The organism is uncultured Roseobacter sp., from assembly GCF_947501835.1.
GTDB lineage: Bacteria > Pseudomonadota > Alphaproteobacteria > Rhodobacterales > Rhodobacteraceae > Roseobacter.
Window position 1 is genome coordinate 62,619 of the sequence record NZ_CANMXR010000011.1, and the last position, 23,855, is coordinate 86,473.

At 58.6% G+C, this 23,855-nt stretch carries 27 protein-coding genes; 15 read left to right on the forward strand and 12 right to left on the reverse strand.

Going from position 1 to position 23,855, the window contains the following annotated elements; translation table 11 throughout:
- Positions 1–28: 28 nt before the first annotated feature.
- From Q1A20_RS20260 to Q1A20_RS20270, 3 genes are all read left to right on the forward strand, one after another.
- Positions 29–184, forward strand: coding sequence for a hypothetical protein (locus tag Q1A20_RS20260; protein ID WP_299409059.1), 156 nt, complete (start codon positions 29–31; stop codon positions 182–184).
- 462 nt (positions 185–646) lie between these two features.
- The gene (locus Q1A20_RS20265) at positions 647–1,216 is read left to right on the forward strand and encodes a DUF2087 domain-containing protein (protein ID WP_299408613.1); all 570 of its coding nucleotides are present in this window, start codon (positions 647–649) and stop codon (positions 1,214–1,216) included.
- Positions 1,209–1,589: a GFA family protein gene (locus Q1A20_RS20270; RefSeq protein ID WP_299408616.1), complete on the forward strand. Its 381-nt coding sequence runs from the start codon at positions 1,209–1,211 to the stop codon at positions 1,587–1,589. Before Q1A20_RS20265 ends, Q1A20_RS20270 begins: the two co-directional genes overlap by 8 nt.
- A 423-nt stretch (positions 1,590–2,012) precedes the next feature.
- Here the strand turns inward: Q1A20_RS20270 and Q1A20_RS20275 are convergent, their stop codons facing one another.
- Entirely contained in the window at positions 2,013–2,216 is a 204-nt protein-coding gene (locus Q1A20_RS20275) for a hypothetical protein (protein ID WP_299408618.1), read from the reverse strand.
- Positions 2,217–2,281: 65 nt separating this feature from the next.
- Positions 2,282–2,710: a hypothetical protein gene (locus tag Q1A20_RS20280; protein ID WP_299408621.1), complete on the reverse strand. Its 429-nt coding sequence runs from the start codon at positions 2,708–2,710 to the stop codon at positions 2,282–2,284.
- A 134-nt stretch (positions 2,711–2,844) separates the two neighbouring features.
- Between Q1A20_RS20280 and Q1A20_RS20285 the strand changes: the two genes are divergently transcribed.
- A complete protein-coding gene (locus tag Q1A20_RS20285) occupies positions 2,845–3,309 on the forward strand; it encodes a hypothetical protein (RefSeq protein ID WP_299408623.1) in 465 nt (154 codons plus the stop codon).
- Between the two features lie 488 nt (positions 3,310–3,797).
- Here Q1A20_RS20285 and Q1A20_RS20290 read toward each other — a convergent pair whose 3' ends face one another.
- Positions 3,798–5,540 carry a hypothetical protein gene (locus tag Q1A20_RS20290; protein WP_299918372.1) on the reverse strand — a complete coding sequence of 581 codons (1,743 nt, stop codon included), beginning with the start codon at positions 5,538–5,540 and terminating at the stop codon, positions 3,798–3,800.
- Between the two features lie 22 nt (positions 5,541–5,562).
- Positions 5,563–6,981, reverse strand: a complete 1,419-nt coding sequence (locus Q1A20_RS20295; protein ID WP_299918374.1) for a hypothetical protein — start codon at positions 6,979–6,981, stop codon at positions 5,563–5,565.
- Between the two features lie 412 nt (positions 6,982–7,393).
- On the opposite strand from Q1A20_RS20295, the gene Q1A20_RS26160 reads away from it, so the two are divergent.
- The 5 genes from Q1A20_RS26160 (at position 7,394) to Q1A20_RS20315 (ending at position 10,261) form a co-directional block, all read left to right on the forward strand.
- Positions 7,394–7,702: a helix-turn-helix transcriptional regulator gene (locus tag Q1A20_RS26160; RefSeq protein WP_367180945.1), complete on the forward strand. Its 309-nt coding sequence runs from the start codon at positions 7,394–7,396 to the stop codon at positions 7,700–7,702.
- A 262-nt stretch (positions 7,703–7,964) separates the two neighbouring features.
- The gene (locus Q1A20_RS20300) at positions 7,965–8,486 is read left to right on the forward strand and encodes a GNAT family N-acetyltransferase (protein WP_299918376.1); all 522 of its coding nucleotides are present in this window, start codon (positions 7,965–7,967) and stop codon (positions 8,484–8,486) included.
- A gap of 125 nt (positions 8,487–8,611) precedes the next feature.
- Positions 8,612–8,950, forward strand: coding sequence for a hypothetical protein (locus Q1A20_RS20305; protein ID WP_299408632.1), 339 nt, complete (start codon positions 8,612–8,614; stop codon positions 8,948–8,950).
- A 774-nt stretch (positions 8,951–9,724) separates the two neighbouring features.
- The gene (locus tag Q1A20_RS20310) at positions 9,725–9,865 is read left to right on the forward strand and encodes a hypothetical protein (RefSeq protein ID WP_299408633.1); all 141 of its coding nucleotides are present in this window, start codon (positions 9,725–9,727) and stop codon (positions 9,863–9,865) included.
- Positions 9,866–9,985: 120 nt separating this feature from the next.
- Positions 9,986–10,261, forward strand: a complete 276-nt coding sequence (locus Q1A20_RS20315) for an acyl-CoA dehydrogenase family protein (RefSeq protein WP_299408635.1) — start codon at positions 9,986–9,988, stop codon at positions 10,259–10,261.
- Here the strand turns inward: Q1A20_RS20315 and Q1A20_RS20320 are convergent.
- From Q1A20_RS20320 to Q1A20_RS20355, 8 genes are all read right to left on the reverse strand, one after another.
- A complete protein-coding gene (locus Q1A20_RS20320; RefSeq protein ID WP_299408637.1) occupies positions 10,147–10,545 on the reverse strand; it encodes a hypothetical protein in 399 nt (132 codons plus the stop codon). The genes Q1A20_RS20315 and Q1A20_RS20320 overlap by 115 nt on opposite strands.
- Positions 10,464–12,305: a TonB-dependent receptor gene (locus Q1A20_RS20325; RefSeq protein WP_299918380.1), complete on the reverse strand. Its 1,842-nt coding sequence runs from the start codon at positions 12,303–12,305 to the stop codon at positions 10,464–10,466. Before Q1A20_RS20325 ends, Q1A20_RS20320 begins: the two co-directional genes overlap by 82 nt.
- Positions 12,306–12,921: 616 nt before the next feature.
- Positions 12,922–13,806, reverse strand: a complete 885-nt coding sequence (locus Q1A20_RS20330; protein ID WP_299918382.1) for a TonB family protein — start codon at positions 13,804–13,806, stop codon at positions 12,922–12,924.
- Positions 13,803–14,183 carry a biopolymer transporter ExbD gene (locus tag Q1A20_RS20335; protein WP_299408645.1) on the reverse strand — a complete coding sequence of 127 codons (381 nt, stop codon included), beginning with the start codon at positions 14,181–14,183 and terminating at the stop codon, positions 13,803–13,805. Before Q1A20_RS20335 ends, Q1A20_RS20330 begins: the two co-directional genes overlap by 4 nt.
- Positions 14,184–14,186: 3 nt before the next feature.
- Complete coding sequence (locus tag Q1A20_RS20340) at positions 14,187–14,558, reverse strand: biopolymer transporter ExbD (RefSeq protein ID WP_299408647.1); 372 nt, start codon at positions 14,556–14,558, stop codon at positions 14,187–14,189.
- Between the two features lie 2 nt (positions 14,559–14,560).
- Complete coding sequence (locus tag Q1A20_RS20345) at positions 14,561–15,493, reverse strand: MotA/TolQ/ExbB proton channel family protein (RefSeq protein ID WP_299408649.1); 933 nt, start codon at positions 15,491–15,493, stop codon at positions 14,561–14,563.
- Positions 15,494–15,699: 206 nt separating this feature from the next.
- Complete coding sequence (locus tag Q1A20_RS20350; protein WP_299408651.1) at positions 15,700–16,533, reverse strand: GNAT family N-acetyltransferase; 834 nt, start codon at positions 16,531–16,533, stop codon at positions 15,700–15,702.
- Between the two features lie 33 nt (positions 16,534–16,566).
- Positions 16,567–17,535, reverse strand: coding sequence for an AraC family transcriptional regulator (locus Q1A20_RS20355; RefSeq protein WP_299408653.1), 969 nt, complete (start codon positions 17,533–17,535; stop codon positions 16,567–16,569).
- 77 nt (positions 17,536–17,612) lie between these two features.
- Here Q1A20_RS20355 and Q1A20_RS20360 point away from each other — a divergent pair, with 77 nt between their 5' ends.
- The 6 genes from Q1A20_RS20360 (at position 17,613) to Q1A20_RS20385 (ending at position 23,665) form a co-directional block, all read left to right on the forward strand.
- Positions 17,613–19,700, forward strand: coding sequence for a TonB-dependent siderophore receptor (locus Q1A20_RS20360; protein WP_299918386.1), 2,088 nt, complete (start codon positions 17,613–17,615; stop codon positions 19,698–19,700).
- Positions 19,701–19,752: 52 nt separating this feature from the next.
- Positions 19,753–20,037 carry a DUF2218 domain-containing protein gene (locus Q1A20_RS20365; RefSeq protein WP_299408657.1) on the forward strand — a complete coding sequence of 95 codons (285 nt, stop codon included), beginning with the start codon at positions 19,753–19,755 and terminating at the stop codon, positions 20,035–20,037.
- Positions 20,038–20,143: 106 nt separating this feature from the next.
- Positions 20,144–21,040: a siderophore ABC transporter substrate-binding protein gene (locus Q1A20_RS20370; RefSeq protein ID WP_299918388.1), complete on the forward strand. Its 897-nt coding sequence runs from the start codon at positions 20,144–20,146 to the stop codon at positions 21,038–21,040.
- Positions 21,041–21,082: 42 nt separating this feature from the next.
- On the forward strand, positions 21,083–21,988 hold the full coding sequence (locus Q1A20_RS20375; RefSeq protein ID WP_299918390.1) for an iron chelate uptake ABC transporter family permease subunit: 906 nt from the start codon (positions 21,083–21,085) through the stop codon (positions 21,986–21,988).
- The gene (locus tag Q1A20_RS20380) at positions 21,978–22,916 is read left to right on the forward strand and encodes an iron chelate uptake ABC transporter family permease subunit (protein WP_299918392.1); all 939 of its coding nucleotides are present in this window, start codon (positions 21,978–21,980) and stop codon (positions 22,914–22,916) included. Before Q1A20_RS20375 ends, Q1A20_RS20380 begins: the two co-directional genes overlap by 11 nt.
- Positions 22,913–23,665, forward strand: a complete 753-nt coding sequence (locus Q1A20_RS20385) for an ABC transporter ATP-binding protein (protein WP_299408665.1) — start codon at positions 22,913–22,915, stop codon at positions 23,663–23,665. Before Q1A20_RS20380 ends, Q1A20_RS20385 begins: the two co-directional genes overlap by 4 nt.
- Positions 23,666–23,855 lie beyond the last annotated feature (190 nt).

Sequence of the window (23,855 nt, forward strand, 5' to 3'; positions counted from 1 at the left end):
ATTGCTAAAAAAGTATGTCCAGATCGGCTTGCTGAATGGTTCATCCTCAAATTCCATGCCGTCAAAAGCCTCTAAGTTGGAGGGCACTCGGTATCTGGATATCCGTGAAAATGACGAGTTGGATAAAGAGCAGCTTGCAGACTGGATCCGGCAGGCGCTGACCTTCCCCGGTGTGAAAACCTAGGAATGCGAGCATGACCCATGTGGTTGGTTCTCTTTCATTCCATCCTTGGTCTCAGGCAAGCAGAGCGCGAAATCACATCCACCTTTGGGGTGACCCTGATGTTGACAGGTCACTGTATCATGAAATACTGCGCTGGCTCCGAGCTCTGGTATGAGCCCAAACCTAACGAGTTGCTGCGGCATGGCGAACGTCCGTTTCGGTGACGCCGACCAAAAATGCAAGTGAAGCCGAGCTGAGTGTCGAGAGTGGTTTTTAACTGGTTCAAGGACCACCTTGGCTGCTTTCACACTTTCCGCTATAACGCTGCCACGGTCGGCAGATACCGAGGCGTCGCTGCTCCTTTGAGAGAGCTAAACCTGCCAATATGATCGAACGGCATTCCATTTTCTCAAACTGATGAGAGCGCCGCATCGTTAAGCCAGCGACCAATGATGTTGTACCGGTGCTCGATGTGGAAGAAACATGCCGAAGACCCCTTTACCGCTGCGCGCGGGAGACCTGACCACCTTTGTGCGCACACTCTCCAAACAACTCGGCGATGCAAGTCCGTCGCACCTCACCCTTATGAACATGGCCGCGCGGGCGGCGGGCTATCAGAACGTCCAACACATGCGCTCCGTGCATGCAGCGGCACAGCGGCTGAGCCGTGCTGCCGATGATCCGCCTCATGATGCGCGGAAAGTAGAGCGCGCCCTGCATCAGTTTGATGCCACAGGCCGTCTCAACCGATGGCCGTCAAAGCGCAGCGTTCAGACACTTGCGCTTTGGGCGCTCTGGGCGACGCTGCCGGCGGACCGGTCCATGCCAGAGCGGGAGGTCAACGAACGCCTCGCGCATGAACACCTGTTTAACGATCCCGCAACACTGCGACGCACGATGGTTTCTTGCGCGCTTCTTTCGCGCCGTAGAGATGGAACAGACTACCGACGCATCGAACAGGAACCCTCCGCCGAGGCGAAGGCTCTGATCAGCGCACTTGGCGCGCGGCGCCGGGCGCGACCGCAGGAAGCGATGGGGGTGCGCCATGTATAAAGGCTCCTGCCTCTGCGGCGCCGTGCGGATCGCAGTCGAAGGTGACCTGCCGCGTCCCTCCGCGTGCCATTGCACCGCATGTCGCAAGCATACCGGTCACTACGAGGCCTCCATAGATATTCCCCGAACGGCGCTTCGGATCGAGGGAGAGGATGCGGTCCGATGGTATCATTCCTCTGAGAAGGTGCGGCGCGGCTTCTGTGGCACCTGCGGATCAACGCTGTTCTGGGACCCGATCCACCATGACTGGACTGCCGTTGCCATGGGTGTCTTCGACGGACCGACGAACACCTCGTTGTCGATGCACATCTTCGTTTCAGAAAAGGGCGACTACTACGAGATCGGTGATGGGCTGCCGCAGAACATTCGGTAGTACGGGCTAGAGTTGACCAAAACCAACGCGTTTTGGGCGGGCCAAGATGCACCTTTTTTCAACGCCTCTACAAGCCGACATTTGCGAATGGCAGCAAAATTCTTCGGGGCTGTCATCCGCAGGGCCTTAATCCTGCAAGAATGATCTACCTCCGCTTTGTGGAAGCCGCGCTGCGACGTAGGAGAACGCTGCAAACACCTGGTCTCCATTCTGGAACCAGAAGTTGCCCCGATACTTGGCGCGCCCTCCATTGGATGCCTTTGCACGGGGCACGTGTGTCTAGACCTGATGTTCTGAGCCATTTCGGACTAGAGTCTTGGGCACTGGTGGCGCGCGTGATGCAGTTGGATGTGGTTGTACGGCCTGTACGGGCCGTTAGGTTCCAAACCTCAAGTGCTTAAAGCGACTAGTAGTCCAATTGAACTACTCCGCCGTTGCCATGCCGAGACGCCTGAGCACCCGGCGCTCGACGATGACGATAACCTCGTAGAAGAGGGTGGACAGCAGGACCGAGTATGGATGTTGCACCTTGTCGTCCAATGGACCGCACGCCTTTTGGCTGATCGATTTCCATGTGAAGGCACTCAATGCCTGTAGGACTGAGATATGGCGGGTGATGATGGCCATTGGTAGGAGACTTGAATCTTCAGTCTCGACCGTGCTCCAATCGATCAATGGATTTCGTATACGATTTATCGGCTTCTCCCTGATCCACTTTCAATTCTTATCTGGGCCTCGGTGTACATCTTTTTGGGCGACCGGGTCTCAATGCTGAAGATAAACCCGTGATAGATATTTACGTTGGAAATCTCTTTTTTGCCATTGACGCGCATGTGGACGCGTAACCATTTATCCTCAAAGTCAGGGTCGTTTACCCTCAGGTCACTATGCGCATCATAGAACCTCAAGACGTTTATTCTCTTGTTGGTTCTCTCAACAAAGAAATCCCGGTTGATCTGCTGGTGTAGCAATTCGCTTGCTTCTGGGGGCAATACCTCGAATGCCGACATCAGAATGGCTTCTTCGTGGTGAAATAATTTCCAATTCCCTTCACCGCCGACAAAGTAGATCACTTCTGACGCTTGTTTAAGCACTTTCTTTATTGGGAAAAGAGCTCTCAAGATATTCCGCATCCCTATTTGACGAACCGTGTGGCATCTCTGTTGGGTACATCCGGAATATGGTCAATTTTAGGCTCGCATTTGAGATAACAGGATGTATTGCCTCTACGCATGTTGGTTTCTATCGTTGGCATATGAAAGACGCCAAAAATGGAATTGACGAGACGCTCCTGTGGGAGTTGGAGATGCTTCAGGCATCCATTAATGGGGAGTACGGCCTAAACGATGGACGTTTGAACACGTTCCTGATTTTCAACGGTATTTTGCTCGCGGTCGTGGGCGTCTTGGTATCCACTCAGTCAGAAATCATTGTCGGGTCAGTTTCCAAGGCTCTGGTCTTGTGCACAGCGCTTGGCTTGATCAGCAGCGTGATCTCATGGGTGTCTTTACAAGCTGGCATCAAACAAATTGAGATTTTGAAGAGGGGGCGAGCGCAGCTCTATCCACGCCTTCAAGACGCTATGAATACCTCACTCATTGGCGCTGACGTGGGATCTGGTCAACATATGAGCGGCATTTTGGCTTACAGGGCATATCCTGCTTTGTTGGGGCTTCTATGGCTTTTTGCACTGGCTTATGCAGTCACACTGCTTACGTGAATCTCAATCCATGAAGGCTACTTTCTGGCCCCTCGACAGTAGCCGTTCATTCACATCGTCGCCGCCTTCAAGGATTGTGACCAGATACCGCCCAAAACTGCCCCTAGACTCCACTCCGAGCGTTTGGTTAACGGTCATAAAAATAACGACTTGCACTCAATGCACGCCCTGGCGGCCTTGCCCTCGTCTGTATTGTTCTCAGGGGTGTTGATTCCCAAAAAGGCGAAGATGTTCCCCGTGCAGCCAGGTGCGGAAACCCAGTTTCATATCTGCAACGATGGTATCACCGTCAATGACCCTGACGAATGGTGGCTCTAGACGATGCGATAGACAACGAAGAGCCCCGGCGAGAAGGTCGTCAAAGATTTCAAGCGCGCCACGCGCCAGCAGTATTCATCCGAAGAGCAGATCCGGATCGTGCTGGATGGAAAACGCTCGTTCGGGGTCTCGAATCTCCTCGGAGGATGGCATCGGCAAGCCGCTGGTCTTCAGGCGACTAATAGATCGACCAATCTGGATCGCAGCGATGCATTCTGCGCCGAACTGTCCGCCAGAACATCGAACCGAACCGAAAATTCGGGCACGATCCCGATCTTGTCCGCGGCTATGTTTCGCAAACTGAGTTTCCAGTCGTGCGGCGGGGGCGGTGGGAGGCCACCACCCCCGCCCGGAATAGTTGCACCGCCACCCGGCGCGGACCTGCACAGGTCGACCTCCAATGTCTCAAGCACCGGTTCGATGTGATTTGCGTATGCAAACACCCCCTCGGCTAAGACGATGGTGCCGTTTTCGTCGCGCTCTTCCTCGTTTCCGGCAAACAACAACCCGATGACACGCCGCGAGTTGTCCACCGCGACCGATCCTGAATCTCCTGGCAGCAAGAAGGGGTCGCCCTCCGCCAGATTGGCGAACTGAAAGATCGCCTCGTTGCTCACGCCATTGATCGAATAGTGAATGATCAGGGAGTCCTGGGTGGCCTCGCCCCGCGTTTCGCCGGTTGCCATGAACGACGGCGGACCGGCGAATATAGCTTCGCCGGTGCGGCTTTCGTACATGGCGAGGTTCTGAAGCTGCGTGCCGGACGAACTATAGATCAAAAATACCGATCCATCGCCCTGACTGAACTGAACCACGGGGGCGGGGATGTTTGGTCCGCTTGAACCGCCGGTCAGGATCATAAGTTCTGACGGAGGAACCGTGGTGAAATCAACCGACGTCACGCGGCGCGTGATCGGACCAATCGATCCCAGCGTATCGAGGATGAGGACATGATCGTTTCCGTAGATCATGTATCGCAACGTTGTATTGGCGGCGCCCAGATGAGTAAGCGAACCGTTCGGGCCGGTGACCGTGATGCCTTGCGCGTTCATCTCAACCGTGACGTCGCCACTGCTGCTGGAGGGGGCATTCGTCCATTCGCCTGCAATGAACAGCCCTTCTTCGACGGCGATCGACCGCGCCCCCGAGGTGATTTCGATCTGGTTGCTGAACATGACCGGTCCGATACCCTCGAAATCGACGGAGATCGCTACGTCAAGCGCGTCGATCGTACCAGAAGTCACGCGCGATGTGCGCCCGCGTTTGCGCACCTCCATGCCAATGTCGGCCACACCGGTCCCGCCAAGGGCGCCGATCTCGACGATCTCGCATCGTGTTTCGCGGTTTGTAGCTGAGGCAACAGCGGCGTCGATCTGACCGCCGAGCACTGCGCGCTGCAACGTGCCGATGACATCGTCGGGGCAGGCCCCCGCATCGGGAACCGATGGTTGCACGATCTGATCGCCAACCGCGAACATCTGGTCCAGGGCAAGTACATGGTAGTTGCTCAAAACCATCGGGTCGTCGGTCTGCCGGTCCACAACCGGACATCCGAGCGTTCCGGAAAATGCATTGCCGCCGATCTCGCGGCAGCTTCCAATGCTAATGCCGCCGACCAATGGATCGTAGGAACTGGCATCCACCGAAGCCGCCACCTGTGGAACAGGCGCGGCAAGAACCATCGGCTTGATCCGCCGCTGGATAACATCGGTCAGCACGCCTGCGAACTGCGGCGGGATGCGTTCGGGCGGCGGAACATCACGCTTGTCCGTCACATAGACCCTTATGGCCAATTCGTTTGTGCGCCTTCCGCCGACATACTTCCAGCCAACGCCAACGCCGACGACCCCGGGCCGCTTAAGAAATTCAGATTCCGCGTTGCGTTTTGCGGCCGAAACTCTGTCAAAATCCATCTTTCACAATCCTTCGCTTTGCTTACGAGATGTTGACCAGCACTCGGATCAGGCCAGTCCCGCACGCCAGCGGCTCCATGGCTTTGCCGATCATCGCGCCAAAGGCCTTTGCCGGATCGGACGCCCGCATCGCATGGCCAAAGCGCGAACCGCTCACTAGGATATCGCCAATCTCTATTTCGCCGGGTTCCGCATCCGCCCAGCAATAAACCTGACCCATCAACGCAACTCGCGCGCTGGTTTCGCCAGCCTGAGCACGACCCAGCACGATCCCGGGGCGCAATCCGCCAGCGCCCGCAACAACACCGGCGACACGGCTGTCATAGGCTCTGGTCGTGGCACGGACACCACCATCCTTGGTCAGGCGGACAACCTGACCTGCCTCGACGGCGGCATCGGTCGCGAGCCGGAATTCTTCCGCACAATCCCCGTTGCTCAGAACGATATCTCCGGCATCGGCGTTCAGTTCGATGGTTGCCTGGGTGTTGTCGAAAATGTCGTCGGCACCTCTTGGATACAGATACACGTTTCCGGATCTGCCATTGGTCCCAACACGGATGTTTGCGTCGCCACCCATCATCGAAGTGATCGCCCCGTCCGCATCGCGGATTTCAAGGCGTTGGTCGCTGGCGCTCAGGTGCACACGCGTCGCACCACCGGTGTCCCGCAACAGCAAGTCGCCGTCTCCAGCACTGCCGCCGAGACTCGCATTGCCGGTTTCACCGTTCAGGGCAATCGAGGCTTGGCCATCACTGAATATGTTGCCAGCGTCCGACGGAAACAGAAACAAGTTGCCTGTGCGCCCATTGCTGCCAGCGCGGATATTGGCATCGCCACCCATCATGGCGGTAATCTCTCCGTCGGGGTCTCGGATCTCCATGCGCTGACCGTCCGCGCTGAGATGCACCCTTAGCGCGCCATCCGGACCTCGCAGGAGCAGATCTCCATCCACGCCGCCGCCGCCGGCGCGGATATTACCGTTTTCCGCGTCCATGCGGATGGTGGTCTGGCCCGAAGAATTTCTTGCCTGGATCGTGCCCTCCTGGCCATCGTTCCCAACCGTAATACTCCCGGCTCCGGCATCTATAAGAAATGTCTGAGTGTTTTCACCGTCCTGACCGAGGATTCTGCCATCCACACCGCTACCGCCGATCCGTAGCGTGCCGGTTTGGCTGTTGATATGCAGGACCGCCTGCGCGGTGCCCGCAACCGTATTGGCATCCGCATCGAAAATTGTCAGGTCGCCGTCTTGTCCGTGCCCCCCGAAACTGAGGTTGTTGCCAGGCACCTGCCAGCGGAGCACCACCTCGCCATCGCTGTTGTGGCCAAAAATCGAACCGGTTTCCCGATCCAAGCGCAGCCGGACGACACCGGCGGCGTCGATGATGACCAGATCCCCCTCAAGCACTAGGTCATTTGTTGGAATACCTTCATCGGTCATTTTGCACTCCTATAGCAGGCATAAAATAGGTAAGCAGGTCGGAAGTCAGAATTGTGGGTGCGACTGGAGAATGCGCCCCGCCACCGCAGTATAACACAGCCAAGCCGAAAATCGGCGGCTTGTCGGCTCACGCGGATGACCCCGGCGCAAAGGATCTTGCCGCACGGCAGCGTCACACACTGCCGTCAAAGACGGCATTGCGGGTAGAGAGGCGCCCTCTGTCCCGCTGGATGCGCCGTTCTGCATTTCGTCAGAGGTTGGCTCCAAGCCAACTATTCTGATCTTTTGCGACGTGGCAAATGGCTTTTTGCCACCCCTGAAACCCGCGCAATCATTTTCGTTCGGGTTCGATGGGTCGCTGAAAAAAATACTATCTTTTCGCCTTGGGGGCTGCGGAGGTAGCAATCACAAAATGAGGCCCATAACCCGGGAGAGGTTAGCCTTTGAGGCCGGGGTGTCCCAGTTCTCTTTCGCAGCGCGCTTCCAGGCGTTGCTCGGACTCGCTCCATTTGGGTGCATCCGCAAATGGCGCGTGATCTTCGCACCTCAGATGCTGCGAACCCTCAATACGCCCTTGGCCGAAATTGCGGAACGTGTCGGATATGGGCCGGTCAACTCGTTCCGTGTCGCCTTCATGAAAGATGTCGGAGTGCCGCCGCGTCGATGGAGGTTACGGGAAAAAGAAAGAAAAATGTCGAAAGAACGACGAGATGATCGATAAAAGTAATGCCTGCGGGCACCCCTAGATTGAAGTTGAAAGGCTCGGATGCGGCAGCACTTGAGTTGCGGACGTTGCACTCGTATTCCAGAACACCTGTTAGGCTACATAGATTTGCGGTTTTTTTGCGAGAGGTCCAAGGTCCTCCCCAAGCCCAAAAGTTCCGAATGCCGCTGTAAGTTTGAACGGCCACTTTCAATTATGCGCGACCGTTCACTACACTGAACTTGCCTGTAACCCAGGTCTGCGACCGGAAAGGCGTCAGATGAAAAATCTCTCGACCGCACCCATGCTGACGACGCAACGTTTGGTTTTGCGTGGACCCGAACGCAGTGATCTACCTGAGTTCACCCGCTTCATGACCAGTGCCCCGTCGATGGCGGCGCAGGGCGAGACGGTCACAGCAGAACAGGCTTGGTTCGGGTTTCTGACTGGCATTGGCCACTGGCATTGGCACGGTTTCGGCTTCTTTACGGTCGTTGAAAAGCAGACGGGGCATCCCGTCGGCCGAGTGGGCTTGATCAAGCACTCGGGTTGGCCGGACGTAGAGTTGGCATGGCATCTATTCGAAGACGCGGAGGGAAAAGGCTTTGCCACGGAAGCGGCGATGGCCGTCAAGAAATGGGCCTGTGAGGATCTGGGGTTCGACAGGCTATGCAGCTATATAGATGCGCAGAATACACGCTCAAAGGCTGTGGCAAAGAGGCTCGGTGCCATCTCGGACGGAACGCGGGCCGCGCATGAACCAGAGGCGGAGATATGGGTTCACTCAGTGGAAAGCCATTGAGACAAGCTGGTGAGACCTTGCAAAGCCGCCTTCCGGGCCTTCTTCGATGATAAAGTCGATCAGGGTGTCGCGGCCCTGGATGGCTTCTTCCAAAAGCAGGGCGGAACAACCGCCCAAGCGGCTTAATGCCAGACGCCGCTTTAAATTTGGTCTTTCGCACGCATCTGGCGAAAGGCCGGTTTGTCCGTGCGGCCGACATCGGCACGGCCTACGGCTATGGGTCGATCACGCGCAAGCTGTTGCCGTGGGGCCTGCTGATCATTGTATTCTGTTATGGCCTCTTCATTGGCTCTGCGAACGTGTTCTCTGTGCTAAAGGCAGAGCCGTCTCCGCTCGGCCAGCGCTCGGACCTCTTTGTTTATCTTGACACCGCCATTGAAGAGAAACCCGCTCAAGCCCTGGCGGTTGAGCGCTGGTTGCGTGCCCCCACAGTCTATGTCGGTGATGATGGTCCACGCTTCTAGCTCGGTCTGGATCCTGCGGAAACCGATCCAGCCAGCGCTTTCTTTGTAGTGAACACACAGAGTTTTGACGACGCAAAGACAATGGAGCAACGCGCGCGGCGGCATCTCACAGAGAACTTCGCATCATTTAGACCGCGTCTGACACGCCTCTCCATGGGTGGCACGGAATCTGACATTGTCGAAATCCGGATCACAGACCCAGATGGCGACTTCCTCATGGAGGCCGCAGAGCAAGTAAAGAGGGGCTTCGCGCAGATCCCCAACCTTGCATGCAACGAGGATGATTGGGGCAAAAATCCATCAAAATGGTTATCGACATCGCCCAAGGCAAAGCGCGCGAACTTGGCATCACGTACTAGGATGCGTCAGGCGCGATGGATACGTTTTTCAGAGGCACACCCTATTCGACTTTTCGCGAGGGAACGGATGCCATCCCCATCGTTGCGTGTGCGCAGGAGAATTTCCGCGACGGCCTGGAAGATCTCGCGAACCTTTCTGTGCCTACAGGTCGCGGCCTAACCTCGCCTAATCAGGTGGCGACATTCCGACCGACGCTAGAGTTCTCGTAAACCTGCCGTGAAAACCAGCAGTGCGTGATCAACGTTTCCGGGAAGAGCAACATTGGGCGGAACTCATGTATAACAGTTCCTAGAACTAACCCTGACGGCGCTCGATCTGGGCCCGGATTACACGATCAGCATCCGCGGGGAGAGTGAGGAAGGCGCAAAAATACAAGGCAGGTTGGTAGCTGGTATTCCCTACAAAGTGATCGTCATGTTGGCCGCGCTCACGTTCCAGTTCAATTCTGCGCGCCGGGTCGTTCTGACGCTCATGACCATTCCTTTGATCGTCCTCGGCGCGCCTCTGTCACTTTCGGACAATCGACTGTCACTGCGTGAGATGGCGCACGGGTAAGATTTGCCGATATAGATCTGAAAACACTATTTACCAACGCACGTGCTTTTAGTGCCTCGCTGTTGCGGCACCACATGGCTGGCGACATAGGACAGTGCGCGCCATCGAAAGGATGCTGCAATGTCTGAGAAACTGGATGGATTCCTGGCTGCGACCCGCGACCACGCGACTCAGGTCTCACCCCCAATGAAGATGTACACCCGCGCCACGAACGACGGCGATGGCACATGGACCATCAGCGGTGCGAAAGCCTGGGTCAGCCTTGCGGGGGAGGCCGACATCTATTTCACCGTCGTGAAGACCAGCGACGCCCCCGGCCAAAAGGATATGGCCATGATCGCCATTCCGGCTGATGCGCCGGGGATCAGCTTCGGCTCGATGTATGAGACGCCGTGATGAGGGACGAAACGGCAATGAGTCCGCCAAAGAGCATGATCACGCCGGAGCGGTTCCTGCCCTGACCGGGGGAGCCGCCAGCGTTCGAGCCAGGGCGACCAGAACACTTTAAGGGCCCAGGGCAGGATCAGAAGGGACAAGAGGCCGATCTGGTCAAGTGGCGGCCCTTCGCTGCGCAGGACCGCTGGAAGGCCGCTCCATGTCAGACCAGCGATGATGCTTTGCGCGACATAGGCGGCGCCGATGGCCGCGATGATGCTGGCGTGGGAGAGATGCGCTGCCACCAAAAGCGCTTGGTTAGGCTGACGGTGACAAGCCGTCCTTCGTCGCGGTAGCAAAAGCTGCTTGCACAAGTTGGTTTTCGGGTATCGAAGAGATTGCGAATATTGGCCTGTACGACGGTGCCGGGGACGTGCGGCAGCGCGTAGGACAGGGCGAGATCCACATAGGTGCGCGAGCTGTTACGGATGGTGTCGGCATCGATGTTGAAAAGGGCGGCCGACAAGAGGCTATTGCTTCCAGGCAGCTGATATTTGACGCCAATCTCTTGCTGCAAGGCTTCGGTCGGGCCGGCTGGCCGGGTGACAACCACGTTCACATCGTCATAGACAAGTTGCGGCACGGGTAAAAAAGACGAGGAGAGGTTGATATAGGGCGTTATCCCGGTCGCCATCTCATAAGAGAGGCCCAGGCGGGCAGAGGTGCCGGTCTGTCGTTGCGACTGCAGGGTACCTGTCGCATCCCGCGAGTCGATATCGGCCCGATCAAAACGAACAGAGGCAAAGGCCTTCAGGCTCTGCCATGTAATCTGATCGTGGAGGTAGACGCCGATCTGCTCCATCTCCAACCCGCCCAGATCGGCGAGCGGTGTAGCTGCGGCACTAGCAGAGGAGACCAGGCTGCGGGCAAAGGCAGAATCGTAGTCGGATTGAGTGACATCGAGCCCAAAAAGTAGCTCATGGCTGGCCGCTGCTGTCTTAAAATCGACCTGAACCATTGTGTCGACCGTCGTGGCAGTCATGTCTTCGGTGTAGTGATCCCAGTTGCGGATAAATCCTCCCAGACCATCGGGTGTCAGGCCGCTGTATTCCAAATCGGCGTCAACATCACTGTGGCGGAAATTTTGCCGCAGCGTGACGGCGTTGTTGAACCGATGCTCGAACTCATATCCGAAACGCCATTGGTCCTGTGTAAAATCGTTGTATGCCGGATCGGCCACATAAAGGTCAGAGACCTGACCGAGCACCGGGTTGACAAAGACCGCGGTGGCCCCGGTGACGCTTTGGCTGATCTCGCCCAGCAGGGTAAGGGTCGTGTCTGGCCCCGTGTCAATTGTCAGTGCGGGGGCCACGTAGAGCTTGTCATCCCGGAACCCTTCCAGATGGGTGTCGGAGTCCCGCGCCAGCGCTGTCAGCCTGTACCGAACCGTCCCGTCGCCCGTCAGCGGCCCGGAAAAATCACCCGCTACTTCCCGGCGACTGTGCTTGCCCAAGCCAAATCGAAGTTCGCGGAAGGGCTCATCCTTCGGGCGTTTGGAGACCAGATTGACAATGCCACCCGGACCGCTGGCACCATAAAGCGATGACGCCGGTCCCTTCAGGACAGTCAGCGCCTCCAGCCCGTAGGGTTCGTTTTTAAACAGCGCTGTGGGCGAGTTGTACTGTCGCAATCCATCGCGGAAAATTCCATCGTAGAAGGCGGGAAAGCCGCGCAGGTTGAACGCATCGAACCGGCTGTCATAGCCAAAGGAATAAGGGTCAGCGCTCGCGGTATAGGTGAGTGTTTCATTCAGTGTCCGGGGGGCCTGATCCTCGATTTGGTCTATCGTGATTGCGGTCACAGCCTGCGGGATTTGCAGGAGTGGGGTATCCACCTTGGTGGCCTGTCGACCGCTCTCAACAACATAACCATCCTGTACAAGGGTTGTGTCGCTCTCTGCTTCGGACACGATGGCACCCAGATCAAACGGTACATCTTGAGCGAGCGCCGGGGCCCCGAGGCCGTGTGCGATCATGATGAGCGTGGAAAGCGGTCTGGTCGTCATATGTTTGTCCCATTTTGTCGTATCTCGGCTGGGTACAAACTTACCTGACTGTTTTAATCGGTATTTGCAGGATTCGGTCCTGAGTTAAAGGGGTTTCAGGAACTTCTCCGTTCGGGTTTGCCTGTCGTGGCGCGAGAAACGGGCACGAACCTGCCGACCCCAACCGCCGATGTCCGCCAGCCGAGGGACGGATTTCCCAGAAGTCTAAATCGGTCTTCAGTTGCCTACCGACGCATTGCTCTGCTGTACGTGCCCCCAGGCACAAAAGGTGAGCCGCAAGATCAATGAGCTGATCTGTTACTTAAATCAGCCCGCAGAATGATATTGCGCCCTGCCTCCGAGAGGGGAAAGCCTGGTTGGGGCGATGGCGCCAGCCAGCATGTCCTTTTGCCTCCTGTGCGTCTTACGTCCGAGCTGCTGGGGGGACCGGTTTGCCAAAAGCGGTGCTTGCTTGACTGTCTGGGACTATCCGCGCTGACGTGCTTCGGGCAAACGGGATATAAGTTTTTGCCAGCGCGTTCGAGATTGGAAATGCGGCGCGGCTGATCAGGTGTTTGCAACTGAGATGGTATGTCCGCGATGCGGCAAATGCTGTGGCGATCGGCGCCTTGGCAGACTAGCGCCGCCAATCCAGCACAAGGCTGAATTTAAAGCTGCTACCGGGTAGATCGTCGGGTGCCTTCGCAAAGCGTCTCGCGCGCTTTACCGCGTCCAGAGCGGCTTGATCCAACGCGGACACCCCCGAAGACCGGCCAACGCTCACACCGAGGATTTGTCCGGACCGTGCAACGTTCAGAATGATCTGGGTACGCCCGTTTTGTCGCGTCCCCCGGGGGTAGCGCTGTTGGCGCGCAAGCTTGGCCCGGATCTTTGCACCCCAGACCGCCTGCAACTGCTGCTGTTGCCCCGGCGATGCGGTCGCGACCTCGGCTGCGCCGGTATTGCCAGCCTGCGCAGTCCCGCCGCTACCTGCCGCCCGCCGCTCGGCGCGCCCGGCAGATTGAGCTTCGGAGGTTTTGGCCGTTTGCGGATCTGGTTGTCGCTCAGGCCTCAGTTTCGGCCGGGTCGTTGGGGCGGCATCGGGAACGACATCCGGTGCTGGAGTTTCAACCGTTTCGGGATCAGGCTCTGGTGCGGGTGGTGGGTCAGCTGGCGCGGTATCGATTTCAAGGCTGTCGCGGGTCGGCGCGGGATCAATGATGGCCATGCGCATTTCTGCCCGCGGCGCCTGCTGCACTTGCAACGAGGGCATGGTAGGGCGGGTGGTTATGGGATCGGTGGGGGGGTCCAGCACGGCGTCCTGTACTGTCTCCACTTGCGTCGGGCGTTCCCATGCTTCGACCATTTTGATGACGGTCGGTGCGGCAGCCTGCAGCGAGATTATCTCCTCCCCGCCAACGCCTCCCGCTTCCGCTCCCTCGTCCGGTTTCACAACGAAGAAAGCAACATGCAGAGCGACCGCGATGGCCGTAAAGAGAGCAAATTCCAGCCACCGCATCATTTGGGTGTCACCACGAGTTCGACCCGCGACAGGCCAGCTGCGCCGAGATCGCTCAGAATGCGGGCAAGACGCGTCGCCTCCAGACGCGCGTCGGCGCGCAACTGGATGACCGTCATTTCGCTTGACCGCGCCGCTAGGGACAAAAGCGCCGCCTCATCTTCCACGCCATCAAAGGACATCCGACCGCTTTCATCCACAAACAACACCGGTTCGGCCTCGGCGTCGTTCTCAATCGATGCTTCCGGAGGCGTGACGTCAAAGGGCTGTGTTGCAAGTTGAGAGGTCATGAGAAAGAAGATCAGCAGCAGAAACACAACGTTGATCATCGGGACGATGGATTCAACGCGGCGGCGCTTGGGAGGGTCGCTCAGATCCATGCGTTACTCCATCAGGACGATGGCGGTGAACCCGGCGGCGCGCAGCTCTTCCGTGACGGTAACGACACGTTGCAGATCGGTGCCGTCCCGACCGCGCAACACGATCATGTCGGTCGGAGCGGTCATCAGTGGGCTGAGTGCAGCGACCAGATCGCCTGTTGGCGCCCCGTTCAGGGTGATGGCATCCGGGGCGATGTCCACAAGTCGCGGAGGACCATTATACGCGCCGCCACCCGCAGCCAGAGGCAGTGGCAATACCGCATCCAATCCGAACCGTGAGGCCAGCATGAAAAACACCAGCAGCAGGAACACCACATCGATCATTGGTGTGAGGCTGGGCTTTCGACGCGGCCGGGCAGGGGGGGCGAATTCCATGGTTATTGGGCCGCCATCTTCAGGTGCCCCGGCTGTTTGGCGACAAAGAGGCGGGTGGCATTATCTTCGATGTCACCTCTGATCCTGTCGATGACAGATTCGAACCACGTCAGCGCCACGGATGCGGGAATGGCGACCGTCATGCCCGCCGCTGTGGTCAAAAGGGCCTCCCAAATGCCCCCGGCAAGCAGGGCGGGATCCGCTTTGGATCCGGCGGCCTGCAGAGCCTGGAACGCCGCGATCATCCCCAGCACGGTTCCCAGCAGCCCTAGAAGGGGGGCGATGGTGGCGATCAACTCCAAAGCGCCTAAACCCACCCTGGCAGAGGCAAGCTCGCGTTTCGCCACGCGGGCTGTTTCCTCACGGGCGCGGTCCTCGGGGAGCTGTTCAATTGCGCTAAGCGTTGTCGCCATGACTTTTGATCGGATGCCGCGGCGGCCTCTGACCAACACCAGTGCCCGTTCCAGATTGCCACCTTCGAAAAGCTCAACGGATTGACTGGCCTTGCCACGGGACCACGCACCAACACGTGCCAGACGCCAGATTTTCCACAGGATCAACGCCAGTGTGATGACGGAGAGGGCGGCAATCGCCCAGACCACAGGCCCGCCATCCTGAAGAAATGCCTGGGCGCGTATCAGGGCGCTTTCTGCAGTTGGCCCAGCATGCGTCACACCAGGTTCCGAAGCGACGCTCGGGGAGGGCGGCACACGCCCTGTCGCGACCGGCGTATTCTCCGGTGCTGCTTCCGACGCAGGACGGGGAGGCGCTTCAGCCTCACCGGTGCCGGGAGGTACAACGTCGACCGTTTCCGATCCCACTTCCGGTGCTGGCAGGACGGGTGTGTCGGTTGATGCGGCAGGCCCTGCCGCGTCCTGCGCGAAAGCGGCCGAAAAGCCCATTAGCAAAATGGCCAGCAGAAACGGCTTGATCATGTCAGCCTCCCATGGATGCGGTCGAAACCGTGCAGGAAACCCCTGCGCCGGATTGTCGAAATTCATTTGAATTTGTCTGGCTGGACCGGGCGCTGCGTATGGCAGAGCCTCTCGGTTTTGCTCGATCAGATGAAAGGATCACCTTTGGTTCGGGTAGATTTTTGGCAGGGATTTGTCAAGAAACGCGGCAAGGTATCGCCGGTTTCCTATCCATATGCCTGACTGGCCAACCCGTACAACTTTACCGGAACAGAGGGCTCGATGAGCGGTTGCTCCCCCTTTAGCATGGTCGTCCCCATGTCAACCTTGGACAGCCCGATGGCCTCCAACCAGTCGCAAAGTCCAAGCCCGGGGTCACTATCAATCCTGAAAAACGCATTTTTCGCGGTGTGCAGGGCCCGGGTGACAAGTGCCTGCGCCGTTTCGGGCGCGTCGGCCACGATCGGGCCGATGATGCTGCCCTTGCCAGCGTGTCTTTCCAACGCGTAGCCGACGATCCGACCGTCGCGGGCGGCTGCCCAGCAGGTCCCTTTCTGCATCAGAGCCTGAAGCAGATCCGTCCTGTCCCACCCGCGCGCTGCTTTGTCCACATCTGCAATTCTTGTGACGTCGCGAGCGGACATACGAGAGATATCAAGGTCTGTGTCAGGCAAGGGCGGTCTGGCAGCATGGCCCTGATGCTGATGTATGATGCCGACGGGAACGAATCCCAGTCTGGCATACCCTGGCAGGCCAGCGCCGGTTGCATGCAACAGGATATTGCGTTCACCGATCTGCTTCAGCGCTTCGGTTACAAGGCGTGCACCATGACCCCTCTGACGATGTGCGGCGGCGACGATAACCATGCCGAGCGTTGCATGGGTGGTCTGCTCCCACCAGAGTACCGTCCCGATCAACGCGCCCTCGGACATAAGCCCCAGACCCCTGCCATTGGCGATCATATTGCCCCAATCGTTGGGCAGGTGTGGCCATCCCTCGGCCTGCGACAGGGCATGGGCCTGACCCAGCAGGCGCTCTGAAAGGGCGGTTAGCTCAGGCACGATGGTCCCTGTGCAGATCTGATGAGGCGCGTTTCAAGCATCCGATTTAATCCGGGATGGCGGTTTCCCGAATTCTTTTGCAAAGGCAGAGCTGAAATTGGAAGGGCTTCTGTAACCGGCGATACGAGCGGCCTGCGCCACCGAGATGCGCCCGGATCTCAGGGTCCTCAGAGCCTGCTCAAGCACCAGCCGTCGCTGATGTTCAATGACGGTCATACCGTATGTGTCGCGGTAGATGCGTTGCAGGGAACTGACAGAGAAGCCGGTTGCCACTGCAATGTCGCTCAATCTCGGATGTTCTGAGGCGGTCTGTTCTACATAGGCGCGGGCGGCTGCGATACGGGAGGTGGCGGCATCACCTTGCGCCTCCAGATGCTCGAGCAGTGAATCCAGTGCTTCAACCGCGAAGCGCGATGCCGCCATGCGGGAGCGCGGTTCGGACACAGCCTTGCCCTTGATCAGACCGCCTGCGGCCTCAGAGGCGGCCAGGCCAGGGGACCAGGAGATAACCTTGCCATGCGTGCCCAGAATCTGCCCGATGCCGGCCTTCCAGGTCACGTCGAAAAAGCTGAGCGGTGTATGTACCTGCACTTTGACAAGATGGTCGGGTTGTGCCGTTCTGCGGGTCACCTCGACCGGCTTGAGGTTCGTCCAGGCTACTGCAAGAGGTTGCCCGGATGTGCGAAAATCATAGGCGTGACCGTCCAATGAAAACGTTAGCCGTCCGTCAAGCACAATTAAGACAAGCAGGCCAGTCTCAGCGATGAAGCTGGTTTCAAATTCGGTTTCGGGCGCAATGCGGCTCTGGTGTACGGTCTGCCCGTCGCCGATGTCCCGAATGCCGAACTGCCCGGCGAAGCACGGCAAGGGGGCGGGGCGCCCAACTGTCATGCGGTGCCGTTTGACATAGGGCGCGGCACTTTTGCGCAGAGCTTCAAACCCAAGATCACCACTCAAAACCGGCACTTGCGCATTTTGCATCTGTTTTTGGTGATTTCGCATAGATCCGCGCCTTTCCAGAACGCCTGGCAGATTAGTAATTTGACAAAAATAGTCAAGAATTTGAAAAGGCGCTTCAAATGCCCCAGTTTTCGCTTCGTGTTTCGCTGCTGGCCAGCGTGGTTCTTGTTAGTCCGCTCGTCGCGGAAGAGGATATCACGGAGCTTGCACCGATCCTCGTCGAAGCCTCTGACGGCGTCGCGACCGAGGGCACCGGGTCCTATTCTACGGAACGGGCGACCGTTGGGGGGCGGCAGCCCGTGGACATCAGGGATATCCCTCAGTCGATCACGGTTGTGACCGACGAACGACTGGAAGACGCGAATGCAAATAGCCTCGAAGAAGCGGCCTTCGTGTTGCCAAACCTCACCACAGCACTGGGGGATGTCTATACCGGGTCGCTTTACTCGCGCGGGCATGAGGTTTTCACATATAACATCGACGGCGCCCCGCGGCCGTTTCTAAGCATTTATGGCACGGCACCGGATCTGGTGTTCTTTGACAGGGTTGAGCTGCTGTCTGGCCCCTCGGGGGTCTATCAGGGAACGGGCGAGCCGGTCGGAACGCTTAACCTGGTGCGCAAGCGCCCGACATCGACGCCGCAGGGCCGTGCATCGGTCGCTATCGGCTCCTTTGATGCTCTCCGGGGCGAGTTCGACTATTCAGCCCCGCTCAACGCGGAGACCACGGTGCGCGGGCGCATCATTGGATATGCGGACACCAAGAATTCCTATGTTGATTTTGTCGAGAGCGACCGTGAGGGGCTGTCCGGCGCGCTGGATGTCGATTTGACGGATCAAACCCTCTTGTCCTTCGGTTTTATCGCAGAAACTCAAGATGCATTGCGGTTTTCCGGTCTTCCCACATTCACAGATGGCACCTTGCTGGACGTGCCGCGTGAGACCTTTATCGGTGCGGATTGGAACCGGTTCGAAAGTGACAGCATCGAAGGCTTCACAGAGCTGGAACATCGCTTCGACAACGGCAGCGTTCTGAAGGCCAGCGCGCGGCGCTACAGCCGGGACGTGGTGATCCGTAGTGTCCTGCCGAACAGCGCCGTCGATCCGCTCAGCGGGGATTTCGATCTGCTGACCTTTGCGCGGGATTTCGAGGAGGACACGGATTTTGTCGATGTGAACTGGACGTCGCCGATCTCCGCCTTCGCTACCACGGGCGAGGTCACCCTTGGCGCAGACTACCGCAGTACCGATCAGGCGATGCGCCAGAATTTTGGCTTCTCTGCCGGGACGCAGAACATCAACACCTTCGATCCGACCGCCATTGCCGAACCGGTCATCACGTTTCCCGGCATCGGGCCGGGCTTTCGCCTGAATACCCTTACGGAAACTCAAGAATACGGGATCTACGCGCAGGGGCGCATTGACCTTGGGGCGCGCACAAAACTCTCCGTCGGCACGCGCTATGTGCTTTATGACAGCAGGGTGCGGGATACCGGCAGGGATCTGATACGCTCAGACATCGAAGAACAGCAGTTCGTATCCAACATTGGCCTCGCCTATGCCCTGAATGACCGGTTGACGGCCTATGGCGGGTACTCGGACATTTTTCAGCCGCAGATCGAGCAGCGCGCCGATGGATCGCAGCTTGATCCGGTTGAAGGCCGGCAATTTGAGGTTGGCCTGAAAGGCAGCTTCAATGGCGGGAGCCTGACCACACAGACAGCGGTTTTCTACATTGAGGACAGAAATCGTGCTGTTGAGGATCCGGCCAACCCCGGCGCATTTCTGGACAGCGGTGATGCGACAACCAAGGGCTTCGAAGCGCTGTTGCAGGGCTTCGTTGGGCAAAACTGGATGGTTTCGGGCGGCTATACCTACGTGGATACAGATCGTGATGACGATCCGACCTCGCCGCACACCCTGTCTCTTTGGGGGCGCTACACGGTGCCCGAGGGGCGGCTTCAGGGGGCAGATCTTGGCCTAGGTCTGCGCTATGCCAGCAGTTTCTCTCTGGGCACGATCAAAGCGCCCAGCTACGTGGTTATCGATGCAATGGCCCGCTACCCGATTACCGAGACCCTCTCAGCGCAGCTCTCTGTCGAAAACCTGCTCGACGGGACGTATTACACTCGGGTCAACCAGACGACGCGGGGCAACTTCTACGGCACGCCGCGTCGCCTCACGCTTGGTATAACGGTGCGATTTTGAGGCGACGTGACCCTCTTTACATCATCCAGCCTATCGCCAGAGGAGCATCCAAATGCCGACCGCCCGGAGTACCTTCGAAACCAAAAAAGCGCCCCGCTATCTTCAGCAGCTTTGTAAGCACTTTGCCCATAAGGTGGACGTTCGCTACGGGCCCGACACCGGGCAAGTGGATTTCCCGCTGGCGCAGGCGGATCTGACGGCGCATTCGGATCGCCTGGAATTCGAGGTGCGCGCCGAGAGCCGCGACGGATTGGAGCGAACCAAGCGGATCCTGGAAGACCACATTACCCGCTTTGCATTTCGCGAAAACCCGAAAACGCTGGAATGGTCGGATTGAGTTTCCCGGAAGCCTGTGTCACGGTGCGCCCGCCAGTTACATGCAATTGCATCTCGCCAGCGCCTCTTCCAATAGTTACCTCCCCAGCCTGCCATGAGGATGCCTGATGCTTGCCCGACTGACTGCCCTTATTCTGTTGATCCTGAGCGCCGGGACAAGCGCCGCTGATACTCTTGAGCTGGAGACGGCGCTGGGTGTCGTTTCCGTCCCTGCTGCACCGGATAGGGTGGCCGTCTTCGACGTCGCCGTGGCGGACACCCTCGATGCGCTTGGCGTGCCCGTTGCCGGTACGATGGGGTCGCTTTACGTCGACTATCTGGAGGATATGGCCGCGCAGGCCGAAAATCTCGGATCGTTTTTCGAGCCAGATTTCGAAGCCGTGCACGCCCTGGCTCCTGATCTGATCATTGTGGGCAGCCGCAGTTCCGACCAGCTTGATGCGATGGCCCGTATCGCGCCCAGCATCGACATGACCGTTGGGGATGACCTGTGGTCTGACGCCATCACCCGGCTGCGCAGCTATGGACAGCTGTTCAACGTGGCAGAGAAGGCAGCAGCGCTTGAGCAGGCTTTGAACAAGCGGCTGGCGCAGGCGCGTGAAGTGGTCCAGGGGCGTGGTGACGCTCTGGTGATCATGACCAATGGTCCGAAGATCAGCGCCTATGGCGCCGGGGGACGTTTTGGCTGGTTGCACAAGGATGTGGGCCTCTCGGAGGCTGCACCCGAGACCGGCGCATCCACACATGGCGAAGCGATCTCTTTTGAGTTCATCAAGGCGGTCGACCCCGACTGGCTGATCGTCGTGGACCGCCTCGCGGCCATTGGCCAGCCGGGCGAAAGTGCCGCGGCGACCCTCGACAATGCGATCATGCATCAGACCAGGGCCTGGTCCTCCGGTCAGGTGATCTATCTTAATGCCGCCGATATCTACATCGCGGGCGGGGGGATACAGTCGATGATGCGGACGCTGGACGATCTGATCGCCGGATTTCAGGGCCGCTGACTGGAGATGCGGATCGGCGCGAGCCTGCTGGCTTTGACAATAATGGCCCTGGCGTCGCTGTTTGTTGGCGTCATTGACCTGACCCAGGCAGAGGATGCCGAGATCTGGCCCTTGATCCGCGACAGCCGTTTCCCGCGCACGGTTGCCACGCTGCTGACGGGCGCGTCGCTGGCGATTGCCGGGCAGATCATGCAGACCATCGCGCGCAACCGCTTTGTCGAACCCATGACCGCGGGGACCGGGCAGGGGGCGGCTCTGGGCATCCTGCTGGCGGTTATTCTGGTGCCCGGGGCGCCTTTGAGTTTGCAGATGCTGCTGGCGTCCGGAACAGCACTTTGCAGCTCTCTGGGCTTTTTCGCGCTGACCCGACGGCTTCCGCCGACCCAGCCGCTGCTGGTGCCGCTGGTGGGACTGATCTATGGCGGCGTTATCGGCGCCGCGGTGACCTATCTGGCCTATCAGGCCGATATGCTGCAAGTCATTGAAATCTGGATGAATGGTGAGTTTTCGGGAACGCTGCGCGGTCGCTATGAACTGCTGTGGCTCGCCGGGCTGGCGGCTTTGCTGAGCTATCTTGTGGCCGATCAGTTTTCCATTCTGGGGCTGGGCGAGCAGGTCAGCCTGAACCTTGGCCTGAAGTACCGGCAGATCGTTCTGCTGGGCCTGATCATGATCTCCATCGTGAGCGGCCTGACCGTTGTCACCGTCGGCATGATCCCCTTTGTGGGTCTCGTGGTGCCGAACCTGATCAGCCGTGTCGCGGGCGACAATCTGCGCCGCGCCCTGCCGCTGACAGCCATCGCCGGGGCAGGATTGGTGTTGGCGGCGGATTTGCTGGGTCGTCTGGTGATCCATCCCTTCGAGATGCCCGCCGGCACGGTGATCGGTATCGTGGGGGCTGCCATGTTTCTGTGGTTGCTCTACGGGGGCAAACGTCTTGCGGGGTAGGATCGCGGTGCTGGGGCTGGTTCTGCTCGCCGCCTGTGCGGCCTATCTCTGCATCGGTGCGCGGGGCGACTGGGGGTTCGTGCTCGCCTTTCGGGGCCAGAAACTTGCGGGGCTCTTGCTGGTGGCGCTGGCGATGTCCTGGGCCACGCTGGTTTTCCAGACCATTACCGCCAATCGCATTCTGACCCCGTCGATCATGGGGTTCGATGCGCTCTACCTGTTGTTGCTCAGCGCGCTGGTCTGGGGGTTGGGCGCACAGACCTATCGTGCCATGCCCGCACAGGGGCTCATGGCTGCCAATGTATTTCTGCTTTGCGGGGCCGCACTGGCGCTTTTTGGGGCTCTGCTGCGGTCAGGCCGGGACGATCTGATGCGGCTGGTCCTGACCGGTGTCGTGCTGTCGGTGCTGTTCCGGTCGGTGACGGCCTATTTGCAACGGGTGATCGATCCCAACGAATACGCGGTGATCCAGGCCGCGTCATTTGCAAGGTTCTCTGCAATCGAAGTGGATGTGCTGGGGCTTTCTGCCGTGCTCACGCTACTCGCCTGCGGCGCGCTCTGGCACATACGGCACCGTCTGGATGTGCTGGCTCTGGGGCCGCTTCTTTCCACATCGCTGGGAGAGGCACCGGCGCGCGGCCAATGGCATGTTTTGATCCTTGTCTCTGTGCTTGTTTCGGTGTCCACGGCGCTGGTGGGGCCGGTGACCTTCTTTGGTCTGTTGGTGACCAGCCTGACCTATCAGGTGATGGACGCGCCGCGCCATGCCCTGCTCTTGCCCACGGCGGCACTTATCGGGGGGATCATACTGGTGGGTGGTCAGACCGTGATGGAGCGCCTTCTCGGCTTGGCGACCCCCTTGAGCGTCGTGGTGGAGTTTCTGGGCGGGCTTGTGTTTCTGGCGCTGCTCTTGAGGAGACAGAGATGATCGATATCGAAGGGGTTTCTTATCGGATCGGGGGGCAAGACATCCTGCGCGACGTGTCTTTGCAAATGGGTCCGGGCGGGGTCATCGCTCTTGTGGGGCCGAATGGCGCCGGCAAATCAACCCTCCTGTCGCTGATCGCACGGTTGCGCGCGCTGCAATCCGGGCGCATTACCGTGAACGGCTTGCCGGTCGGGCAGGTTGCCGATGACAGGCTGGCGCAGGAACTGGCCATATTGCCGCAGGATCTGACGGTAACCAGTCGCCTGACCGTGCGTGATCTGGTCGGTTTCGGGCGCTACCCTTATCACAAGGGCAGACCGAGTGAGGTTGACGATGCCCTCGTCACACAGGCACTCGGGAATTTTGATCTGCAAGATCTGGCGGACCGGGTGCTGGAAACCCTTTCGGGCGGGCAACGCCAACGCGCCTTTGTCGCCATGGCCTATGCGCAGGACACCGCATACCTGCTGCTGGATGAGCCGCTTAACAATCTCGACATCGCGGCCTCACGCGCCTTGATGGCACGGCTGCGGGCGCTTGCGATTGAGAAGGGGCGCACGGTGGTGATTGTTTTGCACGACATCAATTACGCCGCAGCCTACGCGGATCGGATCATCGCATTGAAAGGGGGCAGGGTGATTGCGGACGGCACACCAAAGCAGATCGTGACCGAAGGACTGCTGCGGGACGTCTTTGAGACGGACGCAAAGGTCTTTCATGTAGATGATCGGTCGGTCGTTCTGGTCTGAAACTGCGATGTGTATTGTCGTGACCGGGCGAGCCAGTTCCGGCAAGCCGCGATCTGGCTTTTGGGCTCATCGGACGGCTTCACTGTCCCCTTTGGGCTGTTCTCAAAAGGAATTAGACCCATTATGGCTTTCACAGCGCCAACGATGGTTGAAATCGCATAGTCCTTAACATGCACTTGCATGTTAAGGT